Here is a 21,555-nt window from a genome sequence, read left to right as displayed (position 1 = left end):
CTTTGTGTTTTTTGCAAAATTTTCAGCCTAGTTAAACTTAACCCTGCAAAAATTCAATCAATGCTGTGTTAAATTGATCAGAGTGGGTGGCATTAAAGCCGTGTGGTCCGCCTTCGACAACCACCAGACGGCTGCCAGGAATGGATTCATGAGTACGTTGTCCACTCACCTCCAAAGGCACGATGGCATCTGAATCACCATGGATAACCAGTGTTGGAATATTGAATTTCTCCAGATCCTGACGGAAATCGGTAAGGGCAAAGGCAGCAATACAATCCAAGGTACCTTTAGGAGAAGCCAGAGCTGCAATATCCCGGTTATAGATACGGAATGGTTCGCTTACGAGATCTGTACGGTCTCCTGCAGCGAAAAAGTTGTTTGTGAAACCATCCAGAAATGCCAGACGGTCCGCTTTTACCCCATTTTGGAATTCTGCAATCGTTGCATCATCCAATCCTCCTTGAGGATTATCTTCGGTTTTATAAAGATAAGGAGGGACTGCTCCTGCAAATACGGCTTTGGAAACGCGTTCTGTTCCGTATGTTCCCACATAACGTGCTACTTCGCCGCCACCCATGGAGAATCCGACTAGTGTGGCATCGCGCAGATCAAGGTGCAGAATCAATTTATGTAAATCCGAAGCAAAGGTATCATAGTCATAGCCATCCCAAGGTTGGGAAGACTGGCCAAATCCACGACGGTCATACGTGATAACACGGTAGCCCGCTTCAATCAGTGCAGGAACTTGCTTCTCCCAAGATCGTCCACTCAAAGGCCAGCCATGAATCAGGATGATGGGTTTTCCCGCGCCATGATCTTCATAATACAGTTCAATTGGTTGAGCATTCTCTTCGCCTACATTTACTTTAGCCATGGAAAATCCCTCCGTTAGTAATTATATTTTAGTTTAAATTGTACATATGCAATCTTCCATTGTCAATTTTAACCAATGATTGCCGTTTGAAGTGATTATTAGGAGATCGTACACTTGTAATAATGTAAGGCGCTACGATACATACAATCAATAACAGAAGCTTTGTCTGGCTCAGAAACATGAATGGGGGGGCTTGTTCATAAAATCTCCTCACTTTCTATACCGTTTGTGATAGTATAAACCGATCGGTTTATAGTTGCAAGTTAATATCGCAGCCAGTCAAAAGAGATAGCCTTATTAAGGCTACCAATGATGTTCCAAAACTGAAGAATCAACTAGTTCATTCATTTAGCACAAACAACGATGATATGATGATGACGTTTTGAAGACAGCGAAGCGGGGTCAATAAAATGGATTTAAATAACCTTAAGTTGAATAATCAATAAGATTGAACTTAAGCAGACAAATGTGCAGAAAGAATTCTGGACTGCGCTTTTTTTATTACTTCTTCACAAAACTCGTATTTTGTACATATGTAATGGCCATAAAATAAAAGACCGTTTTCTCGTAGAATACGAGAAAACGGTCATAGTTTTTCCTGTCTGCTATTCAAAGCATCGCTTTCCATAAGTAAAGAATATAAACTTTGTTTTATAATCCTCCCTCGTCACAACGCTCCTCCTGTACAATTCGAGCAATGTGAATCATCAAATATAATAACTCTTCGTTCGAAATGGAGATATCCATCATGTTTTGTACGTAGGTTTTGATCATCTCCGCGCATTTGTATTCAAGCGGATGCTCCTTCACCATATGTTGAAATATAAAATCTTTCGCCGAATTGCCCAGACGCCCTTCTTGTAAACGCTGGATGAAAAATTGCAAATGTGTGACGAGTCTCACATAATGGATGGAGTTTTTGTTCAATTGCATATCAAAGGTGTATTGAATAAGGTTAAAAATATCTTTTAACATCTTAACGGATTGCATCGTGCGCTCCATATTCTGCTCATGTGTTTGGGCATTCACGAAATGAAAAGCGATGTTCCCTGCTTCTTCTTCCGGCAGTTCAATACCCAATTCTAGATTCAGCATCTGAACTGCTTCAACCCCCAGTTCGAATTCGACAGGATGAAACCTCTGGATCTCCCACAACATGCGATTCTGTAATGATATACCTTTTTTCCATCGTTCAATGGCAAACGACAAGTGATCCATAAGCGTAAAGAAGATTTGATCGTCAAGAGACAGCTTTTCTTTCGCATTGGTAATCAATTTGTTTATGACATTCACATGTTTTTCTGGCATGTTTTCGATGGTTCGTACGTAAGCCTGAGCAGACGGATTATTTTGCAGAATGAATCGTTTCTGGATGTGCTCTTCGTCCAGTCGCTCGCCGACTTTGCCTTTGAATGCCAAGCCTTTTCCCATGACAATCATTTCTTGTCCCTGTTCATCTTTGGTCAGAAGCAAGCTGTTATTCAATATTTTGATTACTCTCATGCATTCATCACGATCCTTTATTCTTTCGTGACCGCCTGATCTGGATTTCCGATACATTTGCCATTCTGTTTAATGACCTCCTGATACCACGAGAAGCTTTTCTTCTTTAAGCGCTTCAAGTCTTTCAGATCCTGTTCACCACGGTTTACATAGATCATGCCGTAACGTTTCCCATAACCTTGATGAGTGCTTACCACGTCAATAACGGACCAAGGGCAATAACCAATCACAGCTACCCCATCCGTTAGAGCCAGCCTGATCTGTTCCAGGTGTTTCTCGATAAAATCAATCCGGTACGTATCGTTAATGGTGTAATCCGCCTCCAGTACATCCGGAGCTCCTATACCATTTTCCGTAATTAGAATCGGGAGACCATATCGTTCACATACCTTACGCAATGTTAGCCTTAGGCCAACCGGGTCAATGACCCAGCCATATTTCGTTTTTTCCGTATAAGGATTCTCCGCGGCCCGGTAGACCCCCTGCTCGCCAAGCATAATTTGCTGATCGCCCGCACGAGCTGTAACATCCGATGCATCGCCCGTACTGGCGGCAATGGTTGCCGTCGAATAATAATTGATTGCTATCAGATCAGGGCGGCCAGACTGAATATCTTCCATGTCGCCCTGATCAATAACCGGCTCGATGCCACGTTCCTGCAAATAACTCCAGAATAATGGATTATACCGTCCCCACACCGATAAGTCGAGAAAACTCCATCCACGAATCGTCTCCCAGTTATGTGCAGCGATTGCATCTGCTGGTCTGGAGGTTGCCTGATACATGGAAGTCATGTTTAATGCAGGACCGATCTTGCCTTGCGGGAGCATGTCATGAAATAGTCGCATCGTTCTGCCTTGAGCCACAAACATGTGATGATTTTGCTGGTACTGTTCCTTAGTGGAAGGCATACGGCCGTCCTTCGGTGTACCAACGGCACCTGGATGGAGAATCATCGTATTTTGCTCATTAATAGTCAACCAATATTTCACTTTATGCCCGTAATGCGTAAACAAAATACGCCCGTACTCGACAAAGGCATCGATCGTTTCCCGGTTGAGCCATCCTCCGGTTTTCTCAAGCTCGTAGGGTAAGTCGAAATGGTACATGGTCACAATGGGTTCAATACCATGGAGCAGCAATTCGTCAATCAATTGGTGATAAAAATCGAGTCCCTTCTCATTAACAGCTCCTGTGCCTGAAGGCAAGATTCGAGTCCATGCAATTGAAAAACGATATGCTTTGAGGCCCAACTCTGCAAAAAGCTTCACGTCTTCTCTGAATCGGTGATAGTGATCGCTCGCAACCGTGAAATCGGCGGTTCCAGCCGGATGATCACACATATCGATGACGGACAGACCTTTGCCATCTTCGTTCCAGGCTCCCTCCACTTGATAGGCCGAGGTAGAGCCCCCCCACAGAAATTCATTGGGGAATGGTTTGATGTGTTGATATAACATCTCAAGCACTCCTTCGTTTTGATGTTGATCAGGATATATGACGAATCGAATTATGGTTGTTACGAAAGGTGGATAATAGTCGCTCCAACCTCCACAGGACTCTGCTTCTCCAGCTTAATACCCTGGAAACGGTTCGAATTGGCGATAATGATCGGGGTTATGACTTCATACCCTTCCGCCTTGATGGCATCGATATCAAAGCGGATCAACAAGTCACCCCGTTTTACCCGGTCCCCCACTTTAATGGAAGAGTCGAAATGTCTCCCCTTCAGGTTGACCGTATCCACTCCAATATGAATGAGCACCTCTTCTCCATCATAACCATTTAATTTGACCGCATGTTTGGAGTCCATGAAAGACGTAACTTCACCTGCGATCGGTGCATACAGTTCTCCTTTGTCAGGAATAATTGCAGCACCTTTCCCCAGTAATCCCAAAGAGAACACATCGTCTGGTACACGGTCCAGATGGACTAATTCCCCTTGCATCGGGCTGGCGATCGTAAGTGGGCGTAATTCATTTTGGCCGGGTACATTTGCATTTGTTGTTGCAGCAGACTGCGTGCCTGGAGTGTTGTCTTTAACAGGCTCTCGGGAAAGCGTCTTGTCATCGTTAATGTTGGTATTTCCTTCTTCATCGTCTACTGGATCCTCAAAACCAATGATCCATGTCAGAGCAAAGGTAACGATAAAAGCGATCAGACAAGTCACAATAGCATGAACGATGTTCATCGGATTGCTGCCTATGAAGGCTGGCAACGCGGCAAGTCCCGGAGAAACGAAGGCATAACGCACTAATCCGGTCAGACCAGCGTATATCCCTGCTACACCACCACCAATCATTGCGGCAATCAATGGTTTCTTCAGTTTCAGCGTTACGCCGTACAAGGATGGTTCCGTGATTCCCAGCACAGCGGTGAAACCGGATGAAGCAGCGAGTTGTTTCAGTTTTTTGTTTTTTGTTTTTAATGCTACAGCAAGCGTAGCCCCACCTTGAGCAATATTGGACGCGAGCATTCCCGGACCGTTGATCATTTCATATCCATTTTTGGTCAGTTGGCTAGTTGCAATCGGCGTCATTGCCCATGCAGTGCCTGTCACGATCAGGAACGGTTGCAAAGTTCCCATTAACAAAGGAATCAGCCAACTGGCTCTGGCATTAATCGCATCTGCACCCATCGCAACCAGATCATTCAGGTACGTTCCGAAAGGCCCAATCGCCACCAATGCAAGAGGTGCTGTAATCAGTAGCACAATCATCGGTTTCGTAAAAAATTTGATCATTGAGGGCGATACTCGATCCGCGAAACGTTCAATATAAGACATGAGCCAAACGACAATAATAATTGGCAGCACGGAGCCTGCGTAATCGGTTAGACGAACTGGAACACCGATAAAAAACACGTTTTTTCCTTCCGCCATCAGGGCGCTCCATCCCGGGTGTAACAAAACACCGGCAACTGTCATCGCCAGAATTGGACTTGTTTCGAACTTAATGGAAGCTCCATAAGCCAGTAGAATAGGCATGAAATAAAACGCCGCATCCGCAATGGTGTTAAGGATATAATAGTTTTGGCTTTCTGTAGTTACGAGGCCTGTCAGCACAAGTACGGCTAATATCGCTTTGATCATACCCGCGCCAATAATTGCCGGTATTACTGGAGTAAATGTCGTCGAGATTACACTGATGAATCTGGAAATCCAGCTCTGTTTCTGCTTTGGTCCGTTATTTTTGCCGGAATCTGATTTGGACTCCGCACTTCGAGTTGCCGAACCCATCTGCTGAGTGATAACTCGGTAGACCTGCTGGACCTCATTGCCCACGACAACCTGATATTGTCCACCATTGTTCACAACGGTAATGACACCTGAAAGAGCTTTGAGTTTTTCTGTCTCCGCTTTGGAGATATCGTGCAGTTCGAACCGAAGTCGGGTTGCGCAGTGCGTAAGCCGAGCGATATTATCCTTCTTTCCAACCAATTCCGTAATCTCTTGTCCCAACTTGCGATAATCCATACCTTTGCCTCATTTCTAAATTTGGTATAAAAAAAGACCAAAACGATATGCCTTCCCCTACTCACATAAGGAAAATGCAAAATCATTTTGGTCATGCCTGCTTTACCAGTAACAGCCAAACACTGCTAATATTCAATTCTTTATTGATGTAAACGTTTACTGGATCATAGTATCACACATTCATTTAGTTAGCAATCACTTCATACGACATTTTTCTTTATACCTAACCACTTATGTTTTACCTCTTATCCTGTCAGTTGTCCCGCAGCAATGTGAACATCTTCATGTATTACGGTGCTTAATGAGGTTTTAAGTACATATGTTCATTGTTTAGATATCCACCTAATCGACAATGAGAACATGTTCTTGTCCCACAACATTTTTCACATAAGTAGTGCTTTCAAAAAAGTCGTTGTTCCCCCAGTAGGATAACGGGAAACGGTCACAGCTTAGTTGTCTTATATAAGAATAAAGCCTGCGCGCTCTACACCTTTATTGTCTGTGTGCCTGTGACTTGTACAACCATCTTGCCACTCTCTTTGTCTTCTATGTTCAACTGACGGTAATTCCTGTTTGTTGCCAATCATGTTACTAATTCAGACGCGAATGTCTGAGCTGTATGCAAAGCAGACTGCCATCTGCCGGAGGCATACACCCAGCGACTCATTTTTGTACCTGATAGAAGCTGCGTGACATCCGAAGCATCCGTGACAACAAAGTTGCAGTCGTGCCCTTCTTCTATTCCATACTCGTCACAGCCCGTGATTCCAGCAGGTATATCCGTGATCATCCGCAGCAGCTTTACTAAATCCCGCTCACTGCCCATATGGGCTGCATATGATGTGATTTGGGCAATCTGTACCAGATCCGCGCGGCCGAACGGATGGAACGGGTCTTGAATATTGTCGGAGGCCGCAGCAAGCGGAATGCCTTCTGCAAGCAGCTCGCGAATTCGTGTTGTGCCCCGTCTTACCAGACCGCGATCTTCCCGCCCCTGAAGATACAGGTTCACCGCAGGCAGCGTTACCGCGTTCAGACTGGCTTCCTTCATCTTCGCCATCACATGCTGTGCATCTTTTTCCGTCATTGCGGACAACGAGCACAGATGATCTGCGGTCACTCTACCCTGATAACCGTGGCGAATCGTATGCTCTGCTATGCTAAGCACAGTTTTTTTTTCGGGATGATCACTTTCATCTGCATGCAGATCAATGGGTACGCCGAAACGTTCTGCTAACCGAAAAACTCTGCCAATCTCTCTTTCAGGGTCGTCTGTCAGATGAGGGGCTCCACCCAATACATCAATTCCCATCCGCAGTGCTTCCTCGATTGCCTCATCCGCAGCTTCATGATTGCCGCGGAACGGAACCATGAGCGCATATTGGATAGCCATACGGCCCTTCAACTTCTCCCGTACTTCCAAGGCTGCCTCAATCGTCCGAAAGGCCACCTCTCTCCCCAAATGAACAGGGAAGTCAAGGTGGCTCCTTATGGTTGTGGTCCCGTAGCTTAGTGCCATTGTGGCCGCCGTCAGCATGCGTTCCATCAGCTGCTCTTTGCTGAATTTCTGCACAGCTTGGCTGTAATTAAGAATGGCTTCATGAAGCGTGCCGGATCGGTTCGACACCTGCGCGAGCGAAAAGGCCTTATCCAGATGCATGTGACAATCAACCAGGCCAGGAAGCATCATGCCTCCCTGCAGATCGATGCAATCCGCGGCTGCCAACCGTTTCAGATCCGATCCGGCCTGATGCGGCACCATCAGACGGGAAGCACCGCTTTCCCGTGCATCAAGGATATGGTCCTGACGACGGACACTAACCCATTTTCCAACCTCCGCTTTTAGTTGATAAAGACAGAGGTCTTCCCGGTGCGGAAGGCGTACATTAATGAAATGCAGCCCAGCACTCATTGCGCGGTAGCCAGCGCCTGAAGCACGGCCAGATCCTCCTCGTCAAGCTCGGTGACCGGACCCGCTTTGATCATATCCGAGAACATTTCGTCCGGTACCATGGTCGTCAGACAATACAGACGCGTGCTGCCCGTGTTAATAATATCGTGATGGTTGCCCGGTGGAATTATAATGAATGAGCCTTGGCGGATCGGAGTCTCATACTCGTTGCCAACTTTGGCAAGTCCCTCCCCTTTTAACACATAAAAATATTCATAAGCCTCCCGGTGTTCATTGGATGGAGTTCTGCCTCCAACCTCGAAGATTTCCACAAATGAAGTGAAAGGAACCTGCTCCCTGTCGCACAGCAGGATGAACTTATTCGTATCCTGTGCGGAAATTTTGTGGACGGGACAATTCTCAAAGTTACCAGCAACCAGACCTGGAATGTTCACCATATACATTTCAACCTCACTTTGATTGATTTTAATTATTGCTTGCTTTCACCTTTTTAACGGCAGCCTCAAACAGGATATGTCCTGTTCTGTACTGCGAACAGCCGTGGTGGCAATCTTCAACCCACCTGTTCCCGTGCTGTTCGTCTCACCCCAGACACCGTTCGGATGCCGGGCGAATAACGGGAAGGCGCTGCCTGTCAACTCAAGCCGGACATACGAGCCAGCCGGCAGGGTGGCCGCCAAGGGACGCAGCCGGATCTGCGCTGTTCTCCAATCATTGGAGGCATCTGCTCCTTCACTGCAGATTTCCGTGCGACCCACACTCAGCAGCCGGGCCGTCCCTTTCTCAGATACGGTCGTGAGGATGACCACCAGATCCGTCGGACCTCCCAATGTTTGGTACTGAACGGATAGCTCCGGGGATCCAAAAATCGGGATATCCTCTGCAAGCGGTCCTCCCGTATATACCAGAATCTCTTGCCGTTCCTGAATGGCAGCTCGGTCGGACGGCAGGTAAGAGTCCAGACGCATCGGCAAACGTGAGTCGTATACGAATACATCCGGTACAGCCTCCTCGACATCATCCTTATGCTTTTCGAGTCTCCCCCCTCCTGCCGCACCGTTCGCCGGGGTCTGTGACCCGGACAGATAAAACCATTCGGACGGAGAGGGCCCATCCTCAAATAGAGAAGGCAGCTGTTCCGCCGTATGCCATTCATGACTCAATTGGTCAAAATAGCGGATCGGCAGTTCACCGGACAATTCCATGTCTTCCTTGCCCTTCAGCCAATAATCAAACCAGCGCAGCTGCTCCAGATGATGACCACCGTCCGCCTGCTCGCCATGATCGATTCCGCCCGCTCTGCGCCCCCATGGAATGTGGGCCCACGGACCGATAATGAGCCGATGAAAACAATCCGATGTGGCAGTAGCTTGCAGAGCCTCGAACGACTGCAACGTTCCCATGAGGAAACCGTCATACCAGCCCCCAATATGCAACGCCGGTACGGGTTCCTTTACGATCTCTTCGATCCAGTTCATCCGCTCCCAGTACTCATCGTACGCTTGATGATCGATCCAATCATAAAATGCGGGAAAGTATTGCTCCAGAATCGGATGCCTTTCATTCAGCGGCATTTTCCAGAGCATCTCCTCGGGGCTGCGCATGAGTCGTGAGCATTGCTCTGAGGTATCGAAGTCACCCGCTCTTTGTGCCGTGTCACGAGCCAACTGGAAAGCCCACGGCAAATGATTGCCAAGTGCAAATGAGCCATGCGGATAAAATAAGCCATGATACATGTCTGCCGGACACATGCTCGGTGCAATCGCCTTGAGCGCAGGGGGATGAAGGGAAGCCGCTGCCCATTGTGTTAGGCCTTGATAAGAGAAACCGTACATGCCTACCTTCCCGGTCGAGCCGGACAGACCTGCTGCCCATTCGATGGTATCAAACCCATCCTCTGCTTCCTGAACAAACGGATCAAATTCGCCTTCTGACTCTCCCCGCCCCCTGACGTCCTGGATTACCACGATATATCCCTTACTGGCATACCAGACGGGATGGGCATGTGTAACGGTAGAGGCAATCGACCGTCCGTAGGGCTGGCGCATCAGCAGCACAGGATATTCCCCTGTCTCGTCTGGCATGTATATATCTGAATACAACGTTATGCCGTCGCGCATCGTGCAAGGAACCTTTCGGCGGATGACTACATTTCCAAATTTCATGCAACTCGCTCCTTTACTGTAGATACGGATTGACTATAAAAATCCGTATGGTACGTTAGCTGCTGCTGTGTGGGCCATTCTCCCGTCACCCGTTGATCAGACACCGCTAACAGCCGAACGCTTTAATTTCTCCTGATTCAAAATTCCCTTCGGGTCGTTGCGGTGTTTGATTTCCCATAAACGATCATGGGCGTATGATCGCCCGCCTTCCTTCAAATCCCATGTATGCGGATTATTGACGATAACCCGGTTTTCCTCGTATTGCTCCATCAGCTGATGCAGACTTTCCTCCGTTGTGAAGGGAACCAGCGGCAGGCCGGAGATCAGCAAATTTCCGTTTTGCCGGGCAAACTCAATATGATTCATCACTTCCGGATATTCCTTTTTCATAGACGAGATTTGCTCAAGAGCACGGGATGGTTCAAAATTTAGCTGCAGGTAGGTTAAGCCCGGGTCTGCCTTGCGCGCCCATAATGTTGTATGATTCCATGTGAAATCGGAGACCCCTACACCCTTGTGGTACTGTTCGGCAGAGACCTTCATCGCCAAGTGACCTTCATATTCCGATATGATGCGTTCAAGCTGGGATTCGTTGGCTGTATCCACTTCAAGTAATGCGACAGCACGGCCAGCGGGGAGATCAAGCGGAAGAAAATAGGACGGAACCGGCCATTCATGGATGGAGATTAGCCTTTTCACTAAGGAAGTGTCCTCAGCAACAGACTGCCCGAAGCGAAAAGCCTGTTCGAACCTGTCAAAGGTTACTGCCCACTGCATCCATTCCACCCGGGGAGCCAGATTGATTTCCACTTCTGACAAAATGCCGATTGTACCGTAAGTATGCAGGTAAGGCAGCACCTCGTCCCCCTGGAGCTCAATGGTACGGGGATGAACCTCAACCGTCTTGATTTTTAGAGAACGTACCAGCCCATCCCAGATCGTCCCCCAGCTGATCGAACCGATGCCGCCAAAACCGCCGCATAAAAAACCGCCGATCGTCGCTGATTGAAAGGTGGAAGGCATCGTACGCAGCTCATAACCTGCCTTGCGGGCAGTGGATTCCATTTTGCCGAGTCTAGCCCCGGACTGGACCCGCATCGTGCCTTCTCCCGTTTCGAGCACCTTGTTGTACTTGGCCAGATTCAGGACGATTCCGCCTGTGACCGGCACACATTGGCCATAGTTGCCTGTGCCGTTACCCCTGATGGTCAGCGGAACTCCCAGCTCGGCTGCAATGGAGAGCAGATCGTCAAGCTCCTCCTCGGTACGCGGACTGGCAATGCACTCGGCGACCTTACCCTGCAGCTGACTGGCCAGCACAGGAGAGAAGTGATGATAATCCATCGAATATTTGGCAAGTGCCGCCTCCTCCCACTGCAGCAATTCCGGATCCATGCGTTCTTTCAATACGGCTATCCAATGTTTGTTCATTCGGTTCCCCTCCCGTATGTTGTAATACTGATCTCCTTAAAGGAATCCCTTAGGAATTTGGCATGAACTCATCCGTAAATACCTTGCTGATATCAGGCTCCTCTTTCAATGCCCCAATCTCCTTTAGCTGCTTTCCGAGCTCCGCCCAGCGTTCCTCTGTCATGTAACCAACACCGTGTTCCGCCGCATCACCTTCGTATACGAAAGGAATAAGCGCTTCTGCGGCATAGTTCAGCTTTTCTTTCGTGAAATCCGGGTTTTCCTTTAAAATGACGTCATTCACGGTATCATAATTGGTCTTGTAATAATCCCAGCCCTTCATCGAAGCCTCGACATAACCACGCACAATATCAGGATGATCCTGGATATACTGCTCCGTGGTGAACAGCACATTGGAATACGGGTTATAACCGGCATCCGCCAGTAGTAGGAAATCAATGTCTACATTCTGCTGCTTCATCTCGTACGGCTCACTCGTTACATATCCCTGAATGGCAACCGTTTCATCGGCTACAAAAGGAGCCAGAGAACCGGTATAAGCCAATTCCTTCACGTTACCCAATTGGTATTTACTCTTCACAAAATCCCAGAACACCGAGCCCGTCCCCACGTAAACAGAGCGGTTGTTCAAATCGGCTAGGGAGGACATGTTCTGGTTGGCATGAACCATAAGTCCCTGCGGGCTTTTCTGGAATATCGTCGCAATCGCTACAAGAGGGATTCCTTCTTCACGAGCGACCAACAATTGATCCGCTGTGGCCAGTCCGAACTGCGCCTTGCCGGAAGCCACGATCTGTGTTGGAGACACCTGCGGCCCACCTGCCTGGATGGTCATATCGAGACCAGCCTCATTGTAATATCCTTGTTCCTTTGCCGCATATAGACCCCCATGCTCCGCTTGTGCAAACCAGTTCGTCACCTGTGTAATTGCCGTGAGTTCCTCGCTTTCCCCCGTAGCAGCAGCATTCTGAGCTGTTGGCTGATTCCCGCAGGCCGCCAGCAATGTGGATAAGGAAAACAATGCTGCCAGTAAAACTACAGTTCCTTTTTGTCTGTACTTGTTCATCTCATTACCACTCCCCAAGGAAAATTACGGATGATTTACTCTACTTCTGCTACCGGATTTCGAAGCTTCATAAAGCCACTGATTCTACATTCAGCGACATCTCCTTGCTGAATTCGGACGGATCCGGGTGTGCCCGTCATGATCACATCTCCCGGATGGAGAGTCATCATCTGTGAAAAATACGAGACAATGAACCATGGATGATACATCATGCGAGACACCGTATTGCTATGAATAACCTCATCATTCAACACAGTTTCAACGACGAGGCTCTGTAGATCGCCTATTCCGTCAGGTGTTATGAGCTGTGGTCCAAGACTGAAAAATGTATCGAACACCTTGGATCGCTGCAGGAATCTGGGGTTCCGTGCGTGAATGTCCTGATTTGTCATATCCAGCGTTGCGGCAAAACCGGCAATGACCTCCTGTGCATGTTCTTCCGGCACATTTTTGCAGGTTCGACCGATGATAATGCCAAGCTCTGCTTCTGATGTCACATTCGCATCCTGAGCCGTCAGCTGGATATACTCTTCCGGCCCGATCAGGCTCGAGTCCGGCTTCATGAAGCAGACCGGCTCACGCTCTGGAGGAGTGGATGCGAGATCAATCGCTTTTTGCACATAATTCATGCCAATTCCCCAGATCTTACGAGGGTGGCGGAAGAGAGGAGTAGGTATGGCCGCCTCCGAAGGTATGAAAGGGATCGATGAACATGTTTTGTCCCCGTGCTTCTGGTACCACTGGACAAGCTCCTCTAGCTGGCCTTGCTGCAAGATCTCCATAATGGAGGTGCCCCATGAGCTTCCTTCCGCCCTGTTGATCTCCTCGAGAAAGAAAAATCGTTCTCCATGCTCAATCGCAGCCCGTTCACCATCGCCGTGTTTCAGACTGACGAGCTTCACGGGGTGCTTCCTGCTGGCTGCTGTACCGGTTCAGTCCCGCGGACATCGGTGATTTCAAAATCACACAGTTCCTCCAGCGCCTCCGACAAAATCATTGAGATTCTATCCTGAATAATGCTGCCTTTCTCAGGCGTAGCCGTTGTAGCATCACCAGCAATGCCGGTAGCGGAGATATCCGCCATCTTCCAGGCGAAGCGAATCTTCCCTTCTAATGTAAGAAAGCGGTATGAGGACATATCAGGAAGCTCTTTGACAAGGAACTCCTCCTTCACCCAGTCCGGTTTGATGGACATTACGAGAGAAGTCTCATAATCGCCACCATGAATACCGAATTCCAGCTCCTCGGAAGAGAGCAGATCCTCCGCCACATTCAGACTGCTGGGACTGAGATAGAAAACCATCATCCCCGTTCTGATCCGTATTTCTCGTGATACCGTATTCAGCAAATCCACATTGCCGCCATGGGTATTAAATAACAGCAGCTTGCGAAAACCACTGGCCTTCAGACTTTCTGCAATGTCCAGCATGATGGCATGCAGTGTGCTCGCAGATAAAGAAATGGTGCCCGCAAGCCCGATATGTTCATTACTTTTACCATACGAGACCGGAGGCAACAGCCAGATTTCCTTATCCGACCGCACGCGCTCCAGCGTTTGTGTTAATGTCGCTTCCCCAATCAAAGTGTCCGTATATACAGGCAGATGGGGTCCATGCTGCTCCACAGCTCCAACCGGCAGAATAACCAGCGCCCTATCCTTCGGCAGTTCTGAGACCTGTTTGCTTGTCAGACGGGGCAGAAATCGCTCCTCCCACGCTGTTCCTTCGTATCGTTGAAACATAGCTGACACCCTTTCTCCTGCGGCTTTATTGTTTTTACGCGTTACTTAACGTCCATATATCGAATGATGCTCTTATCCTTTTACTTCTGAATTTACTGCTGAAAGAAAGGATGTGGCCCATTCCAGCAGACGTTGATCCTGTCTTGGACCGGCAATGATCGAAATACCGACCGGGCTTCCCAGTACCTCGGCAGCAGGGATTGTAATCTGCGGCAGACCCGACAAGCCGGCAATGCAGGTTAAACGCATCGTTTTCACTCTTCGTTCCTCAATTAAAGGTCCTCCCAGTCCCAGCTTCGGGGCCGGTCCAGTCGTCGTCGGAATGACAAGCACCGTATCCGTTTTGAGCAGGTCAGCCATGTACTTGCACACCTCAACCCTGCGTTTGGCCGCCTTCTCCTGATCGGCACGTTCAACGGTGCCTGCCCAGGAGAATCGCCCGGCCGTATCTGGTCCGAAGACTGGCTGCTCACGTTCAATCCACGCCCTATGCTCCTGCCATATTTCATAGCCCTGGATCGTCCTGAACATGGTCATCCATTCAGATAGACCCTGCGGGGCGATGCGAACCGTTTCATGGCTCGCAGCCATGCCGCCCAGCAACCTCAGGTAAGGGGTAAGCGCCTCTTTGCTCTCCGTGTCAGCAAGCTCCCATGCATCCTCACCGATGAGCACCCGGCTGAAGCCTGTACCCGGGTCTGCCTGAGGCAAAAGCACTTCACCTACCCGGCACAGTGTCTCGAGATTGCGTGCCATCCAGCCGACGGTGTCAAAGCTGGGAGCGAGTGGGATAACGCCTTTCGCAGAGACAATGCCATGTGATGGACGCATCCCATAAATTCCACAGTACGAAGATGGCACACGTACCGATCCTCCCGTATCCGTTCCAAGGGAGAAGTCAGCAAGCCCAGCGGCGACAGCAACTGCCGATCCGCTCGATGAGCCTCCAGGGATACGATCGGGAGCTCTTGGATTCACTGGTGTTCCATAATGAACATTTTCACCATTCAAGCTGAACATCAGCTCATCGGTATGCGTCATCCCCGTTAGTCGAGCTCCTTGCTGCAATAGCAGGTTGAGCGTTTCCGCGTGTTCCGTCGCCGGCCCATGCGTTTGGAGCCAACGTGGATTACCCGCGCCATTTGTATGGCCACGGACGGCAAACACATCCTTGACCATAAAGCTGAGTCCGTTCAGCCTACCTTGTCCTGTCGGTTCAACGATCACCTGGTTGACAATGGCGTTCCATTGGTCTTTCATTGCTTCATCCCATCCTTCCGCTCAGCCTTCTAACGATGCCAGCTCTTCCGAGGTATTTCTCTTTATAGGAGTCGCTCCCCCGCTCAGTTCATGTACCAACCAAGTGGAATCCGTAACGAAGCCATAGCATTGCTTGATATTGTACAATGTCGCTTCTATGCAGAAATCTGGGGAGCTTGTTGCCGAGCAATCCTCCAGAAGTATGCCGTCATATCCGAGACAAGCCGCGTCCTGCAGTGTATGCATGACACACTGATCGAGATTTACCCCGGCAAACAACACCGTTTGAATATTGAGATTGCGTAGAATACTGTCCAGTGGTGTATCCCAAAACCCGCTCATGCGATATTTATCCACATAGATATCATCGGGGGATGAATCCAGGCCATCGACAAGTGCCGTTCCCCAACTGCCTTTCTCCAGCACCTTGGAGCCGTTCCCCGGCAGTGGGTCCCCGATGCCGTTGCCCCGCCCATCCGAATTGTACACATGAAGCACGGATGGCGGCACGTTCATTCGGTCTTCCCGGTTGCCCCAGTTCACCCAAATAACAGGCACTCCCGCTTTGCGCAATTCGGGTATCAGTCGGTTCAGCCGGCTGACCGGGTTAAGGAGCGGAGAGGTATCAACCCCAATGGAATCCAGCCATCCACCCGGTGTACAGAAATCATTCTGCATATCGATGACAATAACTGCCGTATGCTCGAGATCAAATATGACTTCCTGCGGCTGTGCAGGGAGGGTTACTGACTTGCCGTACTTTTGCGTTCGCCTTAGATCCACCAGCGTTTCGGACACTTGCCAATAGCTCTTTCGATTTCCAAGTTTGAACATACTAAGTCCCCTCATTTTTTTGAGATTTCTGATTTGAGGCTTTACATACTTTGGGTTCACATTCATGGCTTCATCAGATATTTGATCGTAAATGCCTGGGTAACATCTAGCGCCTTCGTTAATCCTCCGCCCTTGATCATCTGATCCTGCAGGGTGCTCCAGCGTTCCTTTGTCATGTAACCAATACCGTTTGCCTCAGATTCCTTGTTAACAATAAAAGGTTTTTCCTGCACTGCCTCATAATTCATTGCTTCTACCGTCATATCGGGATTGTAGGTCTGAATAAACGGGTTTACCTTTTCATAGTTTTCTAGATAATAGCTCCAACCTTTCTGACTTGCCTGCACCACAGCTTCAACGACATCGGGGTGCTCTTTGAGATAATCTTCAGTCGTAAAAAGAACGTCTGCATAATTCGCATAACCGGAATCGGCGATTTTCAGATAGTCCACCTCAACCCCCTGCTGAGCAAGCGCGTAAGGCTCATTCGTGATGTAACCCTGATTGAGCGAACTGGGGTCATTGATAAAATTAACAAGCTGCCCGTTATACTTCATTTCTTTGACATCTGTCAGATTGTATTGGCTCTTGATATATTCCCAATAAGGCACCGCTGTACCGATGTATACGGTTTTGCCGTTCAGGTCCGTAAAATCCTGAATGTTCTGACCCTTGTGGTACATCAGAACCTGCGGTGTGCTCTGAAAGCCGGCAAGGATACCGACAACAGGGATTCCCTGTTCCCGCGCCTTCAAAATTTCATCCGCATAAGAGATCCCGAATTCGGCTTTGCCAGCAGCGACAAGCTGCATGGTTGACACCTCGGGTCCACCCGGCTGAATCGTCATGTCGATCCCCTTGTCCTTATAATAGTTCTGCTGCAATGCCGCAAAATAGCCTCCATCTTCCCCTTTGGCGTACCAGCCCTCGATCAGTTTCACCTGCTTCAAATCTGTTCCGGCTTCCCCTCTCGCCGGGACGGCGGATTCTAGAGCGGAGGAATTGGAGCATGCGCTCAGAAGCAGGATGATCAAAGAAGCAGCCGACAGCAGCCATTTCTTGTAACGAAAGTTCATATGATGATTGGACATGTTGGATCTCTCCCCCGGTTCTGGTATCATTTCATTGCTGATTCATGCCAGGACTTCAAAAGTTTGTTCGACACCATGTTGATGATTAGGAAAAATGCTATTCCTAGGGCGGATGCCGCTAAACCGCAGGCGAACAGGTAAGGAGTTTGCAGGCGGGTTGCCGCAACGGTAATCCCGTAACCGAGTCCGCCTTGTCCGCCACCAATGCCTGCAATGTATTCACCCACGATCGCTCCGACAACCGAGCTGGAGCATGAAATTTTCAGCCCTGCCATAATATACGGGAGTGCCGCTGGAAATCTAAGCCTCCAAATGGTTTGCAGCTTGCTTGCATTATACAAATAGAATAAATTCTTCATGTTCTGATCCGTTGAGTTCAATCCGATCAGCGTATTTGATAAAATCGGGAAAAAGCTAATTAAGAATGAAATGATCACAATGGCATTTATTCCCGCTCCGAACCAGATCACTATGATTGGCGCTACCGCAACGACCGGAATAGTCTGTAGGATAATAGCGTAAGGATATACGCTTTTTTCCACTGTTTTGGACAGAGCCAGCAGAATGGCCAATGAAATACCGAGCACGACACTGATCATAAAACCGATTAACGCCTCAACAATGGTTGTGCTTACCGACGTAATCAGATTCGCACTGTTCTCAGCAGCTGCTGCAGCAATATCGGATGGCTTGGGCAAGATATAGGGGGGCATTCCCAGTATTCGCACGATTAATTCCCATCCGCCGATAAACAGGACAAACACGACGATTGGCGGCAGAATTTTTTTCAGCAGTCCAATGACTGGGCTCTCTTCTGCCGGATGATGGCTGCGGGTATTGTCCTTCCCGGAAGCTCGGATACCTGGTGTCGTTTCAACGGCTGGATTAGCTACCATCTCTTCCATGTTGCTTCCCTCTCCTCTCATTTCTGGCTATCAATGTTTCAGTACATTGGACACGCTGCGTACATATTCACCGAATTCAGGCCGGGTCCGGAATTCATCATCCCTCGGATAAGCAAACGGAATATCAATGAAATCCGAAATTTTACCGGGGCGAGGCGTCATCACCACGACTTTTGTCGATAGGAACACACTTTCGAACACGTTATGCGTAATGAACAGAACCGACATCTTCTTGTCCTGTTCCCAAATATTTAGCAGTTCATTCTGCAGCGTCTGCCTGGTAATTTCATCAAGGGCGCCAAACGGTTCGTCCATTAACAACAACTTGGGACGGGATATCAACGCCCGTGCAATAGATACTCTCATCTTCATTCCGCCTGACAACTCACGGGGCAGCACCTTCATATAATCCTTCAAGCCTACCAGCTCTAGAACCCGCTCCCCTTCGGTAATTCGCTCCTTTTTGGATACGCCACGCAAAGTAAGAGGCATGGTGACATTATCAATCAGCTTGGCCCACGGTAGCAGGGTATGCTCCTGAAATACAAAGGCAATTTCATTCTGTTTACGTGCTTCCTTTGGGGAAGTACCCAGCACGGTCAGATGACCGCAGGTCGGTTCCGTCAAACCGGCAATCATATTGAAAATGGTAGATTTCCCGCAACCGGAAGGACCGACAAAACATAGAAATTCTCCTTCCCCCACATGCAGATTCGCATGCTGCACAGCTACAGTGCCATTGGGGTAGATTTTGCCGACATCATCAATGACAAGCATAGAACGGCTGTCCTTTTGGGCGGCTGCCTGTTGATTTTGGGTGAGCTGCATCTGAATCCCCTCTTCTCTTTGAAGTTGTGTCCTATCATATAGCCAAAGAATATTCGTGTAAATATTCCTGACACAATTTTGGTTTTTTATCTAATGGTATACGCTTTGCGTTGGTTTAAAAACAGAAGAATCTATATTTAGAGTTAACTTACATAACATATATATAACAAAAAGGATTGCGGGAATTCGACATGACCCTATATAATTGCTTAAAAAGTTTCGTCGTGTCCGGTACCTGATTCAGATATGTATCGTTTAGGAGGAGTGATTAACATGCATTTAACTATAGAAGATGCGTTGACGGTGTACCCGTTATCGGAAGGGAAGTTGGCTGCCGGTAAAAAAGGAATTTCCCGAACGATTAGCTCGATCAATTTGATGGATGCGCCGGATGTCATCAACTGGATGAAAGAAGGGGAACTCTTGTTGACTACAGCTTATGCAATTAGGGATTCACCCGAGGAATTTGTTAATTTGCTGCAAAAGCTTAATGAACGTGGGGCCTCCGGGCTTGGCATCAAGCTTGGTCGATACTGGGCGGAAATACCAGAGATTGCCCTGCTGGAAGCCGATCAGCTGGGTTTGCCCCTAATTGAGCTGCCTTTTCAATTCACCTTCTCCGAGCAGATCACTGCTCTCTACCAATCCGAGTTCCAACGCGATACCCGTCGGCTGAATGAATTGCTTGAAACGCAGAAGAAGCTGGTTGATTTTGCAATGCAGGCGGATGAGTACACCAATTATTTTCAAAGTATCACAAGCATTTTAGGGGTTCCTTTAGCCATCGTTACCTCTGAAGGACAGGCCTTGTATAATATGACAAGCTGTTCTGATATGGAGCTGTTGAGCGATTGGCCCTGGAATCAGGACAATCGGTTTTACAAGTCGGCCAACAACCTGTTGTATCGTGTCCCCCTGCTGAAAAACGGAAAGTCATACGGTTACTTGCTGATACAAACTGAAAATCTGCTGGAAGCACACGAAATGGAGGGCATTTTTCACCAAGCCGCCGTTATTCTTTCCTATCATCTGGAGGTCATCCAGAATCAAGAGTCTACTGCAGCAGGCAGTCGTCTTGGCGCTGCCATGGAACGTTACTTAAAGGGGAACGCCTCTCTGAAAACGGTGCTCGAATTTGCCGAAGCATTGGGAAGCACATTTTGGAGCACTCCCTACGTATGCATGGTATCTTCCACAAGAGCGGATGCTTGGGACCATGAAAGTCAGAGGCGCAGACTGAGGGAGATTCAGAATAAGCTTCAGGACCATCCCAAAACGTCCTCCTTGGAATCCCATCATTTTTATGTGATGAACCGCATATATTCACTCTTCCCTCTTCTAGAAGAAGAAGCCAAGGATCGAAGGAAGTATGAGAATTCGGTACGTTTGTATGCCGATTTGATGCATTCATGGGACCACGGAACAAGGACATGTTTTATCAGTAAAGTAAGGACGGGCATGGAGGAGTTCATCGACGGCTTCCGGGAGTGCGGGGAGGCTGAGAGAATCAGTACAGAGCTTGGTTTAAGCGAACCGGTTGTCATGTTTGCTGACCTGGAGTTTATTTATCTCTTCAAGCATATTCCACAGGAGGTTATGGTCAGGTATTGCTCTTATTTATTCCGTCCACTGCTGGACAAAGAAGAGGAATACACCAGCGAGATGATGCACACACTTGAAGCCTATTTCACCAACAACGGCCAAGTGAATGAAACGGCACGTGAGTTATATATCCACCGTAACACAGTTCTGTACAGGCTGGAGAAAATTTCGGGGCTGCTGAATCTGGATATGAAAAATACCGATCATCTGCTGCTCTTAAAGCTGGGACTTATGTTTAGGCATATGATGTCGCCCGAGAGACAAATTTAAAAAAAGGTCTAGGGTATCCTAGGAGCCTCGATTCCTCGTAACCGGTCAAAGCTACCGGCGATTTACTTAATCAAAAGTTTCTAAACGGCAAAGTCTCCACATTGAACTGATTAGTTAACTATCTAATCGAAAACAATGTTCGTGTCCGGGGACAGTCACCTTTAAAATGACACAACACAAGACTTTCTCTTATGTATTTCCCTATATCATGTTTCAATAATTAAGTAAGGTGTACTTCCGTTCCCATCCCCCAACAGGTGGAGGATTTCAAAATAACCCAAGGCACCAAATTCCTTCACGTGAACCGGACGCTCTTATATCTTTTCGTGGATAAAGGTTTCAAGTGTTTCATGCAGCGTGCTATCCTGTTCCAAAATCGGGCCCCGTTCCCCTACTGCCATGGTGTTCCGGCGACTGCTTAGCATGCCATTGTGATTGTACGTTCCCTCCCTGCCAGCTTCGGCCATTTGCCTGATGGTTAGCTTTGTTACCGTCCATTGATCCGCCCCCCATACCTACATTCTCGGGGATATATATGTTGCCATCAAGTTTTGAAGTACGTACATCGTGTCAGTTGTCCACATATACGATGGTACTT

General features: G+C 48.3%; 17 protein-coding genes. 1 reads left to right on the top strand and 16 read right to left on the bottom strand.

Annotation, left to right across the window (positions count from 1 at the left end; translation table 11 throughout):
* Nucleotides 1-37 precede the first annotated feature (37 nt).
* From MKX74_RS13690 to MKX74_RS13615, 16 genes are all read right to left on the bottom strand, one after another.
* The gene (locus MKX74_RS13690; protein ID WP_341178775.1) at nt 38-874 is read right to left on the bottom strand and encodes an alpha/beta fold hydrolase; all 837 of its coding nucleotides are present in this window, start codon (nt 872-874) and stop codon (nt 38-40) included.
* Nucleotides 875-1,525: 651 nt separating this feature from the next.
* Nucleotides 1,526-2,377 (bottom strand): BglG family transcription antiterminator LicT, encoded by an 852-nt coding sequence (gene licT / locus MKX74_RS13685; RefSeq protein ID WP_341180578.1) that lies wholly within the window; start codon nt 2,375-2,377, stop codon nt 1,526-1,528.
* A 17-nt stretch (nt 2,378-2,394) separates the two neighbouring features.
* Nucleotides 2,395-3,837: a glycoside hydrolase family 1 protein gene (locus MKX74_RS13680; RefSeq protein ID WP_341178774.1), complete on the bottom strand. Its 1,443-nt coding sequence runs from the start codon at nt 3,835-3,837 to the stop codon at nt 2,395-2,397.
* 59 nt (nt 3,838-3,896) lie between these two features.
* Entirely contained in the window at nt 3,897-5,852 is a 1,956-nt protein-coding gene (locus MKX74_RS13675; protein ID WP_341178773.1) for a beta-glucoside-specific PTS transporter subunit IIABC, read from the bottom strand.
* A 583-nt stretch (nt 5,853-6,435) separates the two neighbouring features.
* Nucleotides 6,436-7,764 (bottom strand): amidohydrolase family protein, encoded by a 1,329-nt coding sequence (locus MKX74_RS13670; protein ID WP_341178772.1) that lies wholly within the window; start codon nt 7,762-7,764, stop codon nt 6,436-6,438.
* Nucleotides 7,761-8,201, bottom strand: coding sequence for a cupin domain-containing protein (locus tag MKX74_RS13665; RefSeq protein WP_341178771.1), 441 nt, complete (start codon nt 8,199-8,201; stop codon nt 7,761-7,763). The genes MKX74_RS13670 and MKX74_RS13665 overlap by 4 nt, the downstream gene beginning before the upstream one ends.
* A 45-nt stretch (nt 8,202-8,246) precedes the next feature.
* Complete coding sequence (locus tag MKX74_RS13660; protein ID WP_341178770.1) at nt 8,247-9,929, bottom strand: CocE/NonD family hydrolase; 1,683 nt, start codon at nt 9,927-9,929, stop codon at nt 8,247-8,249.
* Between the two features lie 96 nt (nt 9,930-10,025).
* Nucleotides 10,026-11,360 carry an FAD-binding oxidoreductase gene (locus MKX74_RS13655; protein ID WP_341178769.1) on the bottom strand — a complete coding sequence of 445 codons (1,335 nt, stop codon included), beginning with the start codon at nt 11,358-11,360 and terminating at the stop codon, nt 10,026-10,028.
* Between the two features lie 49 nt (nt 11,361-11,409).
* Nucleotides 11,410-12,426, bottom strand: coding sequence for an ABC transporter substrate-binding protein (locus MKX74_RS13650; RefSeq protein WP_341178768.1), 1,017 nt, complete (start codon nt 12,424-12,426; stop codon nt 11,410-11,412).
* A 35-nt stretch (nt 12,427-12,461) separates the two neighbouring features.
* Nucleotides 12,462-13,328: a fumarylacetoacetate hydrolase family protein gene (locus MKX74_RS13645; protein ID WP_341178767.1), complete on the bottom strand. Its 867-nt coding sequence runs from the start codon at nt 13,326-13,328 to the stop codon at nt 12,462-12,464.
* Nucleotides 13,325-14,167, bottom strand: coding sequence for a creatininase family protein (locus MKX74_RS13640; protein WP_341178766.1), 843 nt, complete (start codon nt 14,165-14,167; stop codon nt 13,325-13,327). Before MKX74_RS13640 ends, MKX74_RS13645 begins: the two co-directional genes overlap by 4 nt.
* Before the next feature lie 72 nt (nt 14,168-14,239).
* Nucleotides 14,240-15,427, bottom strand: coding sequence for an amidase (locus MKX74_RS13635; protein WP_341178765.1), 1,188 nt, complete (start codon nt 15,425-15,427; stop codon nt 14,240-14,242).
* A gap of 21 nt (nt 15,428-15,448) precedes the next feature.
* Nucleotides 15,449-16,261, bottom strand: a complete 813-nt coding sequence (locus MKX74_RS13630) for a cysteine hydrolase family protein (protein WP_341178764.1) — start codon at nt 16,259-16,261, stop codon at nt 15,449-15,451.
* Between the two features lie 62 nt (nt 16,262-16,323).
* A complete protein-coding gene (locus tag MKX74_RS13625; RefSeq protein ID WP_341178763.1) occupies nt 16,324-17,352 on the bottom strand; it encodes an ABC transporter substrate-binding protein in 1,029 nt (342 codons plus the stop codon).
* A gap of 26 nt (nt 17,353-17,378) precedes the next feature.
* Nucleotides 17,379-18,257, bottom strand: coding sequence for an ABC transporter permease (locus tag MKX74_RS13620; protein ID WP_341178762.1), 879 nt, complete (start codon nt 18,255-18,257; stop codon nt 17,379-17,381).
* A 30-nt stretch (nt 18,258-18,287) separates the two neighbouring features.
* Entirely contained in the window at nt 18,288-19,085 is a 798-nt protein-coding gene (locus tag MKX74_RS13615) for an ABC transporter ATP-binding protein (protein WP_341178761.1), read from the bottom strand.
* A 273-nt stretch (nt 19,086-19,358) separates the two neighbouring features.
* Here MKX74_RS13615 and MKX74_RS13610 point away from each other — a divergent pair, with 273 nt between their 5' ends.
* Nucleotides 19,359-20,957 (top strand): PucR family transcriptional regulator, encoded by a 1,599-nt coding sequence (locus MKX74_RS13610; RefSeq protein ID WP_341178760.1) that lies wholly within the window; start codon nt 19,359-19,361, stop codon nt 20,955-20,957.
* The last annotated feature ends 598 nt before the right edge of the window (nt 20,958-21,555 follow it).

The sequence above is a fragment of the Paenibacillus sp. FSL K6-1230 genome (genome assembly GCF_038002385.1).
GTDB lineage: Bacteria > Bacillota > Bacilli > Paenibacillales > Paenibacillaceae > Paenibacillus > Paenibacillus massiliensis.
The sequence above is the reverse complement of the archived record's forward strand: the minus strand, read 5'-3'. Positions and strand labels throughout refer to the sequence as shown.

Coding starts and splice junctions, on each gene's coding strand:
- MKX74_RS13690 (WP_341178775.1), bottom strand. CDS start 874: ATGGCTAAAGTAAATGTAGGCGAAGAGAATGCTCAACCAATTGAACTG.
- licT (WP_341180578.1), bottom strand. CDS start 2,377: ATGAGAGTAATCAAAATATTGAATAACAGCTTGCTTCTGACCAAAGAT.
- MKX74_RS13680 (WP_341178774.1), bottom strand. CDS start 3,837: ATGTTATATCAACACATCAAACCATTCCCCAATGAATTTCTGTGGGGG.
- MKX74_RS13675 (WP_341178773.1), bottom strand. CDS start 5,852: ATGGATTATCGCAAGTTGGGACAAGAGATTACGGAATTGGTTGGAAAG.
- MKX74_RS13670 (WP_341178772.1), bottom strand. CDS start 7,764: ATGAGTGCTGGGCTGCATTTCATTAATGTACGCCTTCCGCACCGGGAA.
- MKX74_RS13665 (WP_341178771.1), bottom strand. CDS start 8,201: ATGGTGAACATTCCAGGTCTGGTTGCTGGTAACTTTGAGAATTGTCCC.
- MKX74_RS13660 (WP_341178770.1), bottom strand. CDS start 9,929: ATGAAATTTGGAAATGTAGTCATCCGCCGAAAGGTTCCTTGCACGATG.
- MKX74_RS13655 (WP_341178769.1), bottom strand. CDS start 11,360: ATGAACAAACATTGGATAGCCGTATTGAAAGAACGCATGGATCCGGAA.
- MKX74_RS13650 (WP_341178768.1), bottom strand. CDS start 12,426: ATGAACAAGTACAGACAAAAAGGAACTGTAGTTTTACTGGCAGCATTG.
- MKX74_RS13640 (WP_341178766.1), bottom strand. CDS start 14,167: ATGTTTCAACGATACGAAGGAACAGCGTGGGAGGAGCGATTTCTGCCC.
- MKX74_RS13635 (WP_341178765.1), bottom strand. CDS start 15,427: ATGAAAGACCAATGGAACGCCATTGTCAACCAGGTGATCGTTGAACCG.
- MKX74_RS13630 (WP_341178764.1), bottom strand. CDS start 16,261: ATGTTCAAACTTGGAAATCGAAAGAGCTATTGGCAAGTGTCCGAAACG.
- MKX74_RS13625 (WP_341178763.1), bottom strand. CDS start 17,352: ATGTCCAATCATCATATGAACTTTCGTTACAAGAAATGGCTGCTGTCG.
- MKX74_RS13620 (WP_341178762.1), bottom strand. CDS start 18,257: ATGGAAGAGATGGTAGCTAATCCAGCCGTTGAAACGACACCAGGTATC.
- MKX74_RS13615 (WP_341178761.1), bottom strand. CDS start 19,085: ATGCAGCTCACCCAAAATCAACAGGCAGCCGCCCAAAAGGACAGCCGT.
- MKX74_RS13610 (WP_341178760.1), top strand. CDS start 19,359: ATGCATTTAACTATAGAAGATGCGTTGACGGTGTACCCGTTATCGGAA.